This is a genomic window from Dyella sp. (assembly GCF_036568765.1).
Lineage (GTDB): Bacteria > Pseudomonadota > Gammaproteobacteria > Xanthomonadales > Rhodanobacteraceae > GSA-30.
The window spans coordinates 1-14,909 of record NZ_DATCRY010000079.1 but is presented as its reverse complement, the minus strand read 5'-3'; the positions used below and the strand labels follow the sequence as shown (position 1 = coordinate 14,909).

At 61.1% G+C, this 14,909-nt stretch carries 12 protein-coding genes; all 12 read left to right on the top strand.

Annotated elements, in window-relative coordinates; all coding sequences use genetic code 11:
- A partial coding sequence (locus tag VIM98_RS06125) for a hypothetical protein (protein WP_331992213.1) occupies nt 1–409 on the top strand: 409 nt, incomplete at its 5' end.
- 7 nt (nt 410–416) lie between these two features.
- Nucleotides 417–3,005: a DUF2169 family type VI secretion system accessory protein gene (locus tag VIM98_RS06120; RefSeq protein ID WP_331992212.1), complete on the top strand. Its 2,589-nt coding sequence runs from the start codon at nt 417–419 to the stop codon at nt 3,003–3,005.
- Entirely contained in the window at nt 3,002–4,069 is a 1,068-nt protein-coding gene (locus tag VIM98_RS06115) for a pentapeptide repeat-containing protein (RefSeq protein ID WP_331992211.1), read from the top strand. Before VIM98_RS06120 ends, VIM98_RS06115 begins: the two co-directional genes overlap by 4 nt.
- Nucleotides 4,069–4,614 (top strand): DUF3540 domain-containing protein, encoded by a 546-nt coding sequence (locus VIM98_RS06110; RefSeq protein WP_331992210.1) that lies wholly within the window; start codon nt 4,069–4,071, stop codon nt 4,612–4,614. The genes VIM98_RS06115 and VIM98_RS06110 overlap by 1 nt, the downstream gene beginning before the upstream one ends.
- A gap of 3 nt (nt 4,615–4,617) precedes the next feature.
- A complete protein-coding gene (locus tag VIM98_RS06105; protein ID WP_331992209.1) occupies nt 4,618–5,016 on the top strand; it encodes a DUF4150 domain-containing protein in 399 nt (132 codons plus the stop codon).
- A gap of 38 nt (nt 5,017–5,054) precedes the next feature.
- Nucleotides 5,055–5,486 carry a hypothetical protein gene (locus VIM98_RS06100; RefSeq protein WP_331992208.1) on the top strand — a complete coding sequence of 144 codons (432 nt, stop codon included), beginning with the start codon at nt 5,055–5,057 and terminating at the stop codon, nt 5,484–5,486.
- An 8-nt stretch (nt 5,487–5,494) separates the two neighbouring features.
- Nucleotides 5,495–6,886, top strand: a complete 1,392-nt coding sequence (gene tssK / locus VIM98_RS06095; protein WP_331992207.1) for a type VI secretion system baseplate subunit TssK — start codon at nt 5,495–5,497, stop codon at nt 6,884–6,886.
- A 6-nt stretch (nt 6,887–6,892) separates the two neighbouring features.
- Entirely contained in the window at nt 6,893–7,663 is a 771-nt protein-coding gene (locus tag VIM98_RS06090) for a DotU family type IV/VI secretion system protein (protein WP_331992206.1), read from the top strand.
- Nucleotides 7,664–7,715: 52 nt separating this feature from the next.
- The gene (locus tag VIM98_RS06085) at nt 7,716–11,654 is read left to right on the top strand and encodes a type VI secretion protein IcmF/TssM N-terminal domain-containing protein (RefSeq protein WP_331992205.1); all 3,939 of its coding nucleotides are present in this window, start codon (nt 7,716–7,718) and stop codon (nt 11,652–11,654) included.
- Between the two features lie 28 nt (nt 11,655–11,682).
- Nucleotides 11,683–12,861 (top strand): type VI secretion system protein TssA, encoded by a 1,179-nt coding sequence (gene tssA, locus VIM98_RS06080; RefSeq protein WP_331992204.1) that lies wholly within the window; start codon nt 11,683–11,685, stop codon nt 12,859–12,861.
- An 87-nt stretch (nt 12,862–12,948) separates the two neighbouring features.
- Entirely contained in the window at nt 12,949–13,530 is a 582-nt protein-coding gene (locus VIM98_RS06075; RefSeq protein ID WP_331992203.1) for a hypothetical protein, read from the top strand.
- A gap of 392 nt (nt 13,531–13,922) precedes the next feature.
- The coding region (locus VIM98_RS06070; protein ID WP_331992202.1) for a TonB-dependent receptor plug domain-containing protein at nt 13,923–14,909 on the top strand (987 nt) is incomplete at its 3' end.

Here is a 14,909-nt window from a genome sequence, read left to right as displayed (position 1 = left end):
CAGTACGGCGGTGACCGGCGTGTCGTCGTCGACCCAGGTCACGGGTAGCAGCGATATGACTTCGCTGACCGGAAGCAGCACGCAACTCAGTCTGACCGGCGAGAGCGACAGCATTTCGCTCACGGGAACTGCCACGCAGATCGGTCTGATCGGCAGCACGACGGATATGAACATTGTCGGGAGCAGCACCCGGCTCAGCGTCACCGGAAGCAATACCGGTATTTCGGTTACCGGAGATACCACCGACATCAATGTGGTCGGCAGTTCTACCCAGATCGGCATCCACGGCAGCAGCACGTCGATGGACATCACCGGTGTGGGGGCATCGATGACCATCGCCGGTGCACGGCTGTCGATGGAGATTATTGGCTTGAGCGTTTCCATCCCGGTGATTTACATCTACGTATGAGGCGCGCATGAAGATCGTCAAACCGATGACCTTAGGCCTGATGCACCGCCCGTACCGTTGGCAGGGCAGGAACAGGCTGTTGGTCGCCACGCTCGGTTTTTTCGAGCTGGGTGGGCGCGCGGACAGCCTGCTTCGCGACAACCTGCAATGGCGCAAAGTGATGTCTGCGCTGCCTTCGGGGCGGCCGCTGGACGAGCTGATGCCCAAGCGGCGCGGTGAAGTGCTGGTCGCTGGAAGCGCCTATGCGGCGCATGGCCTGGCAGTCACGGAGCAGCAGGTAAGGTTGGTGCTGGGTAGTATCGACAAGTCGCTGCGTGTGATTGGCGATCGCCAATGGATGTACGGCATGCTGCCGTTCTTCCGTATCACCGATCCCTTGCCGTTCACCCGCATGCCGCTGGACTGGTCGCGTGCCTACGGCGGTCCCAGCCATCCGGGTAATCCGGAAGGTTGCGGTTACGTGCCCAATCCATTCAGTGCGTTGTTCGGGCGCAATCATGGGCGCATGCCGAATATCGAGAACCCCGCGCGGCCGGTCCGTGGACATCGCCGGCGCTATCTACCTGCCGGCTTCGGTCAACTGGACGTGGGCTGGCTGCCGCGGCGTAGATGGATCGGCAGCTACGGCCGGCGCTGGCAGCAGCAGACTTACCCGGGCCTCGCCGACAATACGCACGCCGAATTCTTCAATGCGGCGCCGCTGGATCAGCGCATCGAAGGGTTCTTCATGGGCGGCGAAACCTATCGTCTGGAAGGTATGCATCCCAACCTCCCGGCGATCGAGGGGCAACTTCCGGAATTTCGTCCACGCGCCTTTGCTCACCGCGTTGGAGCGCCTGCCGACTCGGTCGAAGAAGTCGCGCTGGCCTTCGATACGGTCTGGTTCTTCCCCGATGTCGAATTGGGTGTGGCGATCCATCGTGGAGAGATTGACGTAGAGGACAGCCTGGCGTTGGACGTCGAGGCTTTGATGGTCGCTTATGAGCATACTGCCGATGCGCCGCGTCCGTTGTCGCATTACGGTCAGGTCATGGCGTTGCGCATCAACCGCGATACCGCCGCGCGGCATGTATTCAACGAGGCGCAATTGACTCCCGATCCGGATGCCGCAGTGCGAGCTGCTCGTCAGGCGGAGGAGGTTGCCGAACTCAAACAGCGCGAAGCGACACAAGCAGCACGCGATGCCGCACTTGTCGCGGAATACCAGGCGAACACCGGCATGCCCGCTCCGCCCGCGGCCGCACCGGTCATGACCCTACCGCCTTTGCCGGTACCGAGTCAGGCAGCCATTCAGCGTGGAGATTTCGAACTAGGCCCGCTGATCGATGCCGCTCAGCAACTCGGTGAGCACGTCAAACAGAAAGCGCAGGAGCTACGCTCGCAAGCCGATGAGCAATTGTCGCAGTTGCCTGCTGCCGCACCTGCTGCGACCACCACGATCGAACAGGCAATCGCGCGCGCGCAGGGCAAGAGCGATCTGATGACGTCGTTGGGCCAGTTCGGCAGCTTGCTTCCGAATGTATCGATCGATCAGATCCAGGAACTGCAACGCCGCGGTCGTGTGGCCGCGCCTCAGGTGACAGTGCCTGGCCTTCCGTTGGCACCTGAAGTTGCAGCTGCGATCGGGCAATGGATCTTGCTGCGCGTGCGGGAGGGCGGGTCTTTGCACGGCTGCGATCTGGCCGGTGCGAATCTTCGTGGCGCGGTGCTTTCCGGGGCCGATCTCCGCGGTGCCTTGCTCGAAGCATCCGATCTGAGCGGAGCGCAGCTCGACGGCGCCGATCTAAGCGAGACGGCATTGACCGGTGCTACTCTGGACGAGGCCAATTGCTCCGAAGCGCGCTTCGACGGCGCCAATCTGGCGCACACGCGCGCGCGCAAGGCGATATTTCGCGGAGCCCAATTCAGCGGTACGCAGGCTACTGAAGCCGACTGGCGTGGCGCCGATCTTACCGGCGCACGCTTTACACAGTGGGTCGCGCCGAACATTGCACTGGACCAGGCAGTCATGGAGCACGCTACGCTAAGCGAATGCGTGCTGCTGCATGCCAGCGGTGACGGCAGTCGCTGGAGCCACTCGGTCTGGCAACGTACGGTGGCGTTGGGTTCGAGCTTCGTCGCCAGCGATTGGCGCGAATCGACGTTAAGTCGCAGCGTGCTGATGGAGTGCCGTCTGAGCGACAGCATCTGGACCGGCGCGGAACTTAGCCGCGTACAAGGCGGCGGTGGTGCCGACTGGTCGCGCGCTGACCTGACGCGTATGCGGGCCACGCACAGCAGTTGGCGCGATGCCACCCTGGTCGACGCCAACCTGGCCGAGGGCGAGTTCCGCGAGTGCGATTTCAGCGGCACCAAGCTCAATCGCGCCGTGCTCGAACACACCCTCTTTTATCGTTCGCTGTTCATGGGCGGCGTGCTGGTGTCCTGCCATGCCGAATCGGCGGACTTCTACCAGGCCATGTGCCGGCGTGCGGATTTCCGCTCGGCCGATCTGCGCGATGCCAATTTCATGCAGGCCGAGTGCACCGAGGCGATGTTCGAGAATGCGCGCCTGGACGGCGTACGGATCGAGCCCGGCCGGAGCCTGCGCGGATGATCGGCTGGAACGACATCGCGCATCTACAGACGCTGGGCCGCCCCTTGCTCGGCGTGGATCTGGGCGAGCTGGACGGCCGAGGCCGCACCATCGATACCCTGGTGGCCAGCCAGGTCAGCTGGCGGGGGGCGCGGTTACAGGGATGCCGCCTGAAGAACGTCACTTTCGTCGATTGCGATTTACGCGGCGCCGACTTCAGCGAAGCCGTACTGGAAGCTTGCAGCTTCACGCGGTGCAAGCTCGACGCGTCCCGTTGGGACAAGGCATCTCTGGAACAGACGGCACTGACATTATCTTCCTTGCAGGGCAGTCGGTGGCAGGGCGGGCGCGTCGTCATGAGTGCCTTCACCCAAACCGACTTGCGTGGCGCCGATCTATCCGGCATCACGCTACACCGTGCCGTGTTGGCGCAAAGCCAGACGGAAGGCGCGAATTTCGAGCGCGCCGTGTTGGATCAGGCTGTATTGCCCGATGTGGATTTTCGCAGTTTGCGTGTCGCCGGGTTGGTTGCGCATAACGCCGTGTTGCGCGAGGCGCGCTTCGATGGTATGGATTTGAGTCAAGTCATTTTTCAGCGTTGCCTGCTGGAAGGCGCGAGCTTTGTCGAGGTCGACCTGCACGGCGTCGATCTGCGCGAGTCCAACTGCCGCAAGGCGAGTTTCGTACGCAGTAACCTGCGCGGCGCGGATCTGAGCCGCGCCCTGTTTCTTGAGGCGACGTGGACCGATGTCGACGCGCAGAGCGCTACTTGCGAGAACAGCCTGTTCCAGTCCGCAACGCTCGAGCGTGTGCGCCTGGATCGAGCCAAGGCTACCGGAAGCATCTGGGATCACGCCACGATGCGGCAGGTCGCCTTGCCCAACGCCGACTTGAGCTACGCCCATTTCGATCACGCCACTGGCGAGGGCATCGATCTACGTCATGCCGGGCTGCAGCACAGCAGCATGCACAACACCCGCTTCATTACCGCCGATCTAAGCGGCGCCGCGCGCCATCGGCTACGCGGTACCTCGATGGCCCGCCTTGCGGCCGAATCGCGTTCACTTTCCCTGGAGATGCACTAATGTTTGCCGCCCAACGATCCAAGCCTTCTTCGCATGCGCCTTATTGGTTCGAGGCGGTCATTCGCGATTCACTGGAAGACGGTGCCTGGCGCCTGGACGATGGCCGCGCCACGCGGCAAGCGGTGTCTTGCCTCGTTACTCCGCAGACGGGCGACCGTGTGCTTGTGCTCGGTGCCAGCGGTGACGAGTGCTTCGTGCTGCATGTGCTCGAGCGAGAGCAGGGCGGTCGGGCCACATTGACGGTACCCGGCGCCGACAGCGTGTCGATTCGCCAGGGCCATGTCGATATCGCCAGTCAGACCATCGCGCTGCGTTCCAGCGATTCGATGGAGTTGACGGCGGTGCAGGGGCCGATTTCGCTCAATGCGCGCAATATGTTCGTCGGCGCGGCCGAATCGCTGGTGCACACCGCGCGGAGCTATATCGGCCAGGTCGAGCAGTTCATGCTGCAAGCGCGCCAGTTACTTCGTCTGCATGGCGAACAGGCGGTCATCACCGCGCGGCAGGACGCCAAGATCGATGCCGAGCGCATCAGCCTGGGTTGAGCCATGTTCGTCAATACCAATCTCGGTGTGCTGAGCCTTGCCTTTCCGGACGTATGTTTTATTCCGGTGCTCGGTATTCCTACGCCGTTCCCTTTTCCGAATATCGCGCTGTCGTTTGCCGACATTCCTGCGCAGTTCGAAGTGATCGTCGGCGGCGGCCTGGGCGAGAATCTGGTCACGATCGGCGCGATCAGCAACGGCGATATCGCCGGCGTGGAAGGCGGTGTGGTCTCGCATTTGTTCATGGGGCCGTTTCGAGCGCTACTCGGGAGTTTCAAAGTGTTCATGGGCTGCATCCCCTGTACTCATATGCTCGGTATCGTCGGCCAGAACGGCCTATTGCCGAACATGGTTGGCGTCTCGCTGACGCCGTCGCAGGTCACCGTGATGGTGCTCAGCTGATGCGCAAGATACTTACCCTTCTGACATGGATTGGCCTCTTGGCGGTCCTGACGGCCTGCAGTGCTATCTCCAGTTTGCTGCCGGGCCACCAGCCCACCACACGCCTGAGCAGCGTGCGCGTGGCGGCCCCGCCGGGAGCGAATCTCAATTCGGCGATCCGGCTGGATTTGGTCTTTGTCTATGCCAGTGCCGACGTCGCCATGTTGCCCAAGACCGGTCCGGATTGGTTCGCGCAGAAGATGGCGCTGCAAAACGGCTTGGGTAAAGCCATGGACGTGGTGTCGCTACAGGTGCCGCCAGCGATGGTGATCGATCCGGTCAAGCTGCCGGACAAGGCTGGCAAGGCAATCGCGGTCTATGCCTTCGCCGATTATCTGAGCAAGGACGGCCAGGCGCGCAGCGACATCACCCAGTTCCGCCATGCCGTTATCTGGCTGGCGGCGACGCAAGTCACCGTGACCGAACAGTAGGGCATGCCATGAACGCCATCGCCGACACTCCTTTACCCGAATCGGTCTCCTGGTCCGAAGGTATGCTGCTGTCGCCGCAGCACTTCCAGCAGAACGATATCTATTGGAACCAGCTGCTGCAGCGGCGGTTGGGCTATCTGCAGCCCAACGGTTGGGGCGTGCTCGACCTGGCACTGGATCCGACAGAGTTGGTCAAGGGCAAGATAGCGATCCAGCGCTTGACCTGCGTGATGCCCGATGGCTTGTTGATCGAGTATCCGGGTCATTTCGCTCCCATGGATCTGTCTTTGGATGTTTCCAAGAACGACTGGACGACTCAGCCGAAGTTGCGCGTGCACCTGCGCGTGCCGGTGCGCGGCAAGGGTGCGGCGACCAGCTCCGGCGACATGCAGCGCTATACGATCGAGCGTGGCGACCTCGAGGCGGATGAGAACACGGGCAAGGACGAAATCGTGGTCGATCGCATGCGGCCGAAGATGAGTCTGGTCTGCGGCGACAGTGTGGCGCGCAGTTATTGCTCGTTTCCGCTGTTTGAGCTGCAGTACGATGCTCACGGTATCCATTTGACCGATTACCACCCGCCGATGCTGCGTATCGATGCATCGAGCTTCCATGGCGATACGGCGCTTAATCGCCAGTTAGCCTCGTTATCCGAGGCGAGTTGGCTGAAGTACCGGGAACTGCTCGGGGTACGCGTGGACGATCGTGGTGCGGTGCGCTACGACGACGAGTCTAATGCGCAGGTCCAGGCGGCCAGGCATCTGGCGATGGCGCTGCCTGCTTTCGATGTGCAATTACAGGCCGGTAGCACGCACCCGTCCCAGCTTTATCTGGCGTTGGCGCAACTGGTCGGCTGCGTGGCGGCCACCGCATCCGCACCGCAGCCACCGGCGCTGAAAGCCTACGATCACAGCGATTGCCTGCCACAGTTCCTGTTGGCCATGCACTATGTGCGCGATCAGCTCGGCCGGCTCAATGCCGACTATCGTGTGCTGGATTTCGTCCGCGTAGGTGCATCCGGCTTCCATTGCATGTTGCCACAGGGTATTGCTACCAAGAGCTTGCTGATCGAGCTGCGCCCGCGCGCAGGCCAGAACGCCAAGACCCTGGGGCAGTGGCTGCACAGCGCGCGTATCGCCACGGAGGACTTGATCTACCTGCTCGTGCGTCGCCGCTACCCGGGCGCCACCGTCACCGAAGCGACACCGGCGCAGGTGGCCTCGCTCAATCTGCGGCCGGGTGCCTTTGTCTACGAGATCCGCAACGATTCGATCGAGGTCGATAGTGGCGTGACCAAGCCGCTGCTGAGCGATGGCCACAACCTCGTCATTCTCGGCGAGCCGGATGAGAACGTGCCGGCGGCGATTACCCTGTACTTGCCACGCGACGCCACGCGCTGATACTGCATGAACGGGAATGACACCTCCTCAACCTTCCTCCTGTCGCAGTTCGCTGCGTTCTACGAGGAGGTTGCGCAGATCAAACAGGCTGCCCACAAAGGCGAGCTTGTGAGGCTGTTGCAGCCACAGGAACCGCATGCCGAGATCGACCCGCACGATCTGGCCGAGCGTGTTGCACGCAGGTTGCTGAGTGTACTGGATCGCCAGACACGCGATGTCGTGAACGTGGCTACCGAGGCGGAGCTGCAGGCATACCGTCGCGCCCGTTATGTCATGGTTGCGCTGGCAGACGAGACATTCATCCTGGATCTGGATTGGCCGGGGGCGGAGCACTGGCCGGAGCACCTGCTCGAATACGCGGTCGAACGAACGCGGGTCGCCGGGCGGCGCTTTTTCGATTATGTGCAAGACTTGATGGGGGCCGGCGAGCGCAGCGCGCTCGACGCCGATATGGCTTCGGTATTGCTGCTGGCTCTGCAGCTCGGTTTCCAGGGCATGTATCGCAGTCATCTCGGACGACGGAACCCGACGTTGCGTAAGCTGCGCACCCAGCTCTATCCGCTGGCTAGCGGGCGCAAACTTGGCGGTACGACGGCTCGGGCGTTTCCGCAGGCCTATGAGTACACCGTTGTTTCGGACAAGGACAACTCGCGTATCGCATTGGCGCCCTGGTTACGTGCGACGGCCTATGGCGTGGCCGGCTATCTGGTGCTTTCTTCGCTGGTCTGGCTGTTGCTGACCTGGTCGCTGCTCGACGCGATCGGTGGCGTGAAATGAGCGGCTCGATCCGATTCGTGGCGCATGTGTTGCCGGCATGGAGGTGGCGCCCATGACGCCACTGTTCATCGCCTTGATCGCATTTGCCGCGATCGTCTTCGTGATGCTGGCGTGGCTGATGTGGCGCGCCCGCTCCAAACCTGCCGCCACGCGGCCGCCAGCAAATAACTCGGAACAAAGTCTGTGGGTACGCTTTCGCGATCGTGTCAGGCGTTGTTATGCCGTTGTCGAACGCGCCGTGCGCTACCTGGTCGCTCGGCGAGACTGGCGTTACAACAGTTCATGGCTGTTGCTGATGGGTTTTCCCGGTGACGGCAAGAGCAGCATTGTCGCTTCGTTGCCCGAGACCATGCAGCGCGCCTCTCAACGGCGCGATGGGCGCCAGGAGGCGTACCTGAATTCGGCCGCGCCGAACACGCATTGGAAATTCCTTGAAAAAGGCATCCTGATCGACCCCGATGGCGTACTCGGCGAACCGGCGACGGGCGGCTCGCCTGGCCCGCGCTGGCCGGAACTGCTGGCCGATATCGACAGCCTGCGCCCCGACCGCGCACTGGACGGCGTCGTGTGGGTGGTTTCCGCCGAGCGTTTAAAGAGCGCGAGCGAAGCCGAACGCCAGGCGCTCGGCCGCTATGCGTACGCACGTGTGCATGAGTTGCAGGACGCCTTCGCCTTTGCGGTGCCTGTGTACGTGGTGGTCAGCCACTGCGATACGTTGCAGGGTTTCGATGCTTTCTGGAAGGCGCAGCCCAGGGGCCTGCAAAGCCAGATCGTCGGCTGGTCGAGCCCGACCATCGAGGACAATGGCCTGCCGTCGGAATGGGTGCCCAAACTATTTACGAAGGTGGTCGAAAGCCAGCGGTCCCTGGTGCTGGATGCGGCCAGCAGTTGCGATGAGATCGACGATGTCGACGACTTTTTCCTGTTTCCACGGCACATGCGCAGTCTGGAAGCGCCTTTGCAGACCTTCCTGGAGGCGCTGTTCAAGCCGAACGTCTACGAGACCCGTTCGTTCTGCCGGGGTGTCTACTTCACCGGCGCCATCGATGCGGCCACAAGCGCGCGGGTAAAAGGGCCGCGTAAGGATATCTCGTTCATCGCCGGTGTCATCGACGACAAGGCGCTAGCCGAGCAACGCCTTGCCCAACGGACGCAGAAGGGCTTGCTGGCGCGTAACCGGCTGATCCGCCGCTTGCAGCTCGGCCTGATCGGAGTGGGTCTGATTCTGGCCGGAGCGCTGCCTTGGACCGCTGCCAGGATCAACCATCACGCGCAGACCCTGCGCGATACGCTGGTGAATATTTCGGTCAACAGCAAGGCGCTCGGCAAGAACAGCTGCCTGGATGGCGATCGTATCTATAAGCTCGTGTCGCAGATCGGCACGCTCAGCGAAAGCACCCGCTACGTAGCTATTCCGCTGTCGTGGGTGGACCATCGCATCAGTAACGGCGTAACCGAGGTGGTCTCGAACAATGCGCTGCAGCATGTAGTTCTGCCTTCGCTGGCTTGCAAACTGCAACAGAAGATCGACGCCTTGTCGACGACCAGCCTGGAAGCTTCCGAGTCGCTATCCTCTCCCGACGCGGCTTATGCCAATGATCAGATGCAACTCAAGCGTCAGCTCAGCGAGCTGGCCGCGCTGGAAGAGAACCTGAGGCGCTTCTCCAATATCGCCCAGCCCGGTATGGTCGAGGAACGGCAGCTGCTCCTGGATTTCGGTGCGTTGGCCAACTACGTCTATCGGAAGCCATTGCCGGAAGATGCGCTCAAGCAGGACACCCCCTTGGCAGCGGCATTGCAGCAGGCGGTCTACGACAATCCGCCGACGATCACCGATGCATTGCGCGAACGCCTGGCCAAGCAGTTCGACGGGATGGCTTCACAGACGCAGGGCGATTTGCTTCGTCACACCGGTGCGGGCGTAGCGCTATTGTCGTCCCTGCAGGACGGGAAACCACCGTTGCTGGATACCTTGCGCAGTTTCAACGGATGGTTGCAATGGGTGCGTAGCTCTTGGTTGTCGAGCACGCCTGCCGACAATCCTTGCACGCGCATGGGGGCGGAGATCACACCCGGCATCGATAACCTGATTCGTGCACATCATTATGATTCCAACGTGCTCAAGAGCACGCTGGCGCGCTTCGGGGTCGAGCAGTGCTATCAGCCTGCGGTAGATGAACTGCGCTCCGCTTCGCTGCCGCCATACGGTGGCTTGTTCGTTGTCAATCCTACCAACCAGCAACTCGAAGGCGTCAACCCCGGGTTGGCACGCGAGGAGGCAGGATTGCGCGCGCTTTCGAATCTTGGCTTCATGCAGGTCAAGTCGCCACAGCCCTACAGTTGCAATGGTGCCGCTGGCGGTTGGCAGTCGGGCACCTTCGATGAGCTGTTAGCGCAGTTGCGCGAGTATCAGCTGTTCGCCAGCCAGTTGAAGGTCAGTCAGGTCAGTGCTTCCAACGATCCGCTCTACGACCGGCTCGCGCGTATGCAATTGCAGCTTGCCTTGCAGGATACGCTCGCACGCAATCAGCGTGGACAGGTCGAGCCGCTGAACACGGGTCTGGATGCCAGTTCCCAGTTGGACCGGGAGCTGTCCGACGAAAGCGGCAATCTGGCTGCAGCCCTCGATCCGTTGCTGCAATCGCAACAGCGGATGCGCCAGTTGAACCTGGGGGCGGTTGCCGACGAAGTCGGTCAATGCGCGCAGAACTATGGTGCCAGCATGTTGCTGGACGTATCTTCGCTGGCTTCATCGAGCCATCTGTACGATCCGGGTATCCAACCTGGGGAGGACGATACGCAGCCCTTGTTCGATCTGGGTGCCACGCCGGTCTTGCAGGCTTACCTCGATCGGCAATTGCAACGTGTGCAGGTGCTTGCGCGCTACGCAGCGCCGTTCGTGACGCTGCTCAAGCAGACCCAGGGTGTCAATAACAGCCAGCGCAGCAATGTGCAATCGGATGTCTATTGGGGCAACACGATCAGCGAACTCAATCGTGCCGTGCAGTTCTCCGATCCGGCAGGACAAGTCGCCCATCTGAATGATTTCTTCTTGAAGCAACTGGGCGCGTTGAGCTATGCCAACTGCGAAAGTACTTTCGGCAGCTATGTGCCATCGGCAGCAGGTAACGATTTGTTCTCGGCGCGTCGCGAGGCGATGGAGAAAGTCGCCAGGGCAGCCTGCTCCGGCCATGGCCAATCGGGCGCGGACCTGCACTTCATGCGTATCGGCATGTTGTTCAATAGCCAGCTGGCCGGTCGTTATCCCTTTGGCAAGACCGACCAGCGCGAGGTGTCGCCTGCGGTGGTCAAGGCCTTCTTCGTTTACTACGCGAAGGAAAAGCCGGAACTCGAGACCTGGCTGGCTAGCGCCAAGGGCGCCAAGGCGGTACAGATGAAGACCTTCATCAGCCAGCTTGATGCGGTGCAGGCGTTCTTTGCAGGCAATCTCTCGGCAATGCCGCAGAGTGCGCCGATCGCCCTGGATATCGGTTTCCGCGCTTTACCCGGACAGTCGCCGCTCAGCAACCAGTTGATCGCCTGGACCGTGTTGGGTGGGGAAACCCAGACAGCAGCATGGCCCGGCGGCGGCACCACGATTGCCTGGAATGTCGGTGACGCGTTGTCGCTGGATCTTCAGTGGGCCGATCGCTCGCGTTACACGCCTGTGCCCGACAGTGCGCAATCCGACTTGCAGGCCAGTGGTTATCACGCGATTTTCCGTGCCGGCGGATCGTGGGCGTTACTGCGCTGGCTCGACACGCACAGTGCGCCAGCGACAGCGCCTCCGCTCGACTCGAATCAGCATCTGGTCAAGTTCCAGGTCCCAGTACTGGACGGCAGCGCCCTGACCGACAAGAGCAAAGGCACGCCGACCGTCATCGCCGATTTCTATTTGACCTTGAAGCTTTCTGCGACCGATCCGGCGACCAAGGCGCCTGTGACGCTGGAGCTGCCGATATTCCCGCAAGAGGCGCCCGTCCTATGGTGACGCCCGATCCGCACGGAGGTACCACCCGATGAGCCAGTCCGCTCTTGCCATGCTGTCGCCAGCCGATGCGGCGTCGTCGCTCGACGACGGCGGTTATTTCCAGCGCCACTTCGGTGTACCGCTGGCACGGTTGCTTGCACCGCTCGAGGGTAGTCACCCGGTCGGTATGCCCCTGCGCGGTACGATGACGTATCGCATGATCGAGCAGGCCCGGCTGAGCGACGACGCCACCCTGCCCATGGGATCGTGGGCGGTCGAGCTCAAACGAGCGAACTGGCCCAAAGTATCGGCACTGATCGTGCAGACGCTCGACGACGTCGGCAAGGATATGCAACTGGCTTCCTGGCTGTTCGAGGCCGAATTGCATCAGCGGGGTTTCTCGGCTGTCGCACCCTGCTTCGTGCTGCTGCGCGGTCTGTGCGAACACTGGTGGCAGGAGCTGCATCCATTGCCGGACGGCAACGATTTCGAGGCACGCTGCAACATCGTACGCTGGCTCAACGAAAAGCTGCTGACTACCGTGTCGCTTTTGCCCCTGGTGGACAATGGCGAACACATGGCCAGTTGGTCGCATTGGGAGCTGGCCCACTATCACGAGCGCTTGCGCGCGGTGCATGGCGAGCTGCCGGAAGAAGCGCAGAACGCGGCGACGCTCGATGATCTGCATGGATTGCTGTCTACGGTCGATAGCGACGAATTACGCCAATGCTTTGACCAATTGCAACGAGGTCGCGAAGCCATGGCGGCCTTCGAGAGCCTGTTGCGCGAGCAGCTTCGCTACGAAGCGCCGTCGCTCGGCAAGCTTGACGATCTGCTAGCCAAGGCGCAGACACCGTTGCGTAGCGAGATCGCGCGGCGTGGTGAGCGTATGGAAAAGCCGGCAGCGGTGCCGCCGGAAGCTTTCTCGGAAGAGATCGCCGCCGACGAGGGTGAGGAGCAGGGCGACTACCACGAGGAGTCGGCGGGTGATCCGGGGAATTCGCTCGCTGTGCTCGTGAATGATCGTCAGCGCGCCTATAGCGTGTTGGAAGAAATTGGCGATTACCTGATGCAAGTCGAGCCCCACAGCCCGGTGCCATACCTGATCAAGCGAGCCGTCGCCTGGGGGCAGCTCAATGCTGCAGAGCTTTATCAGGAGGTCTTCCAAAAATCGGGTGGCCGCATCGATGTATTCGAGTTGCTCGGCCTCGAATCGCGTGAATCTTGAGCAATCGGAAAGGATAGCCATGCCGAGACCGATAGCAGCATCGCGCTTCGAAAAATTTGTCACCAAGCATTCTTGAGAGAAACACGTATGCCAGCCTGGAATCGAAGAGACGTCAAAGACAAATCCAATAACACGCTCATTGGCAGGATCTACTACTCGGCCAGTAACCAGGCTGCCTATCGGGCTTTCAAAACCACAGCCAATGTGCCGCGGGTAAACAAATTCGGCTTTCGTCGCACCAACCATGGCGGCGGTGCCGTCAAGGAGCTTTATGCGTCGGCCAAGCTGCGCCGACGCCGTCCCGGGGCCACGCGACAGGCATTGAATGCATTTGCAGTATTCAATACGTTGTTTAATCCGAATCCCAATAACAAGTCGCATCTGATCCCGGATGTCTTCGGCGGCCCAAACAACAATAATCTGATCAATGAACACCGCTCGGTAAACCTGAGCGGGCACAAGCCGATCGAGAACCGCATCGATAGCTTCATCGAAGCGGGCAGACTTGGTGGCAACGACACCAATGCAACCCGGACCCGCGGTGGCCTGGTTGTGCGAGAGACGTTCGACAATGCAGGCGTGCCACGAGAGCGCGTGTATTTCGCAAGCATCATTGACCGCAATACCAATACCCGCTCGTATCACAAATTCACGTTCAAACGCATTTAGCGCAATCGTTTCGTACCCGATGGCCATTCGACACGAGCGGCCTTCGGCGCGGCGAGCCGTGTCCCTGGGATCGCCGAATCTCACCGTGAGCTGGGTCTATTTAGAGCTTTTTGCCTTCGTCGCCCTGATGCGATTCGTCAGTTTGGCGACAGCTTTGAATGCTGCTGCACTGCAACTTGCCTCGATCTAAACCGCCACCCTAAGCTTTGAAACGAGACAAATGAAGCCAGTGTCCTACAGGGGTGCAGGGCGTGGGTTCGACCGCCGCGATGCGATAAGCATCGTAATTTCAAACGTAATAAAACCGGGCAAGGTGTCGGGAGAACTGGCGAGGGCGGGGAGGCCATCGTCAATCGCTCGTGCACCACCTTTCGTTGGGGAGTTGAGGCATCATGAGTCATATTCGCGTACGCCGTAGCGTGCTGGCCAGTTCGCTCACGCTGGCGCTATTTGCATCCCCGCTGTTTGCACAGGATGCCGCGCCCGCCCAGGACGCATCCGCGCAGAACGCCAAGACCCTGGATAAGGTGGTCGTTACCGGCTCGCGTATTCCGCGCGCAGAAATCGAAGGGCCGGCGCCGGTAACCATGATTACCGGCGAGCAGATCAAAGCACAGGGCTTCAATACTTTGTTCGAGTTCTTGAACTCGTTGCCGCAGGTAGCCACGCCGGAATTCAGCGACCGTATCTCCACCTGGGGCAATACCGCAGTCAATGCGCGTCCGGTCAACCTTCGCAACCTGGGGCCCGACCACAGCCTGGTACTGATCGACGGTCATCGTATCGCCGACTATCCGCAGCCCAGCGCCGGTCAGAGTACGTTCCAGAACTTCAACAATATCCCCACCGGCATGGTCGATCACATCGAAGTGCTGGCGACAGGTGCCTCGTCGATCTACGGCTCCGATGCGGTTGCCGGTGTGATCAACGTGATCCTGAAGAAGAACTATGAAGGCGACCATGTGCAGGTGACCGCCGGCGGTGCCACTCGTGGTGGGCGCCAATACGGCGACCTCAATTTCACCGGTGGCCGCTCGGGCGATAACTGGCACGTCATCTATAATTACCAGCACACCAACCGCTCGCCGCTGTGGGGACGCGATCGCTCCTATAGCGACTCGGAATCCGACGCCGGTTACGGCTCCTGGAATCCGAGCTATCGCATGTTCGGTTTCCAGAATTCCGATGGCCTGGCATTGAAGAATGCCAACGGCCAGTACATTGCTCCGCCAGCAGGGGCCTGCGGTCAGTTCCACGGCAACTTCCAGGCCTATGACCACAAGACTGTGGGCACCAACGGCCATACTGTCGATCCCACGCAGGTTACCGACAACGGTACCTCGTGCACGCAGAACGCGCTGTTTTCCAACTGGGTTTTG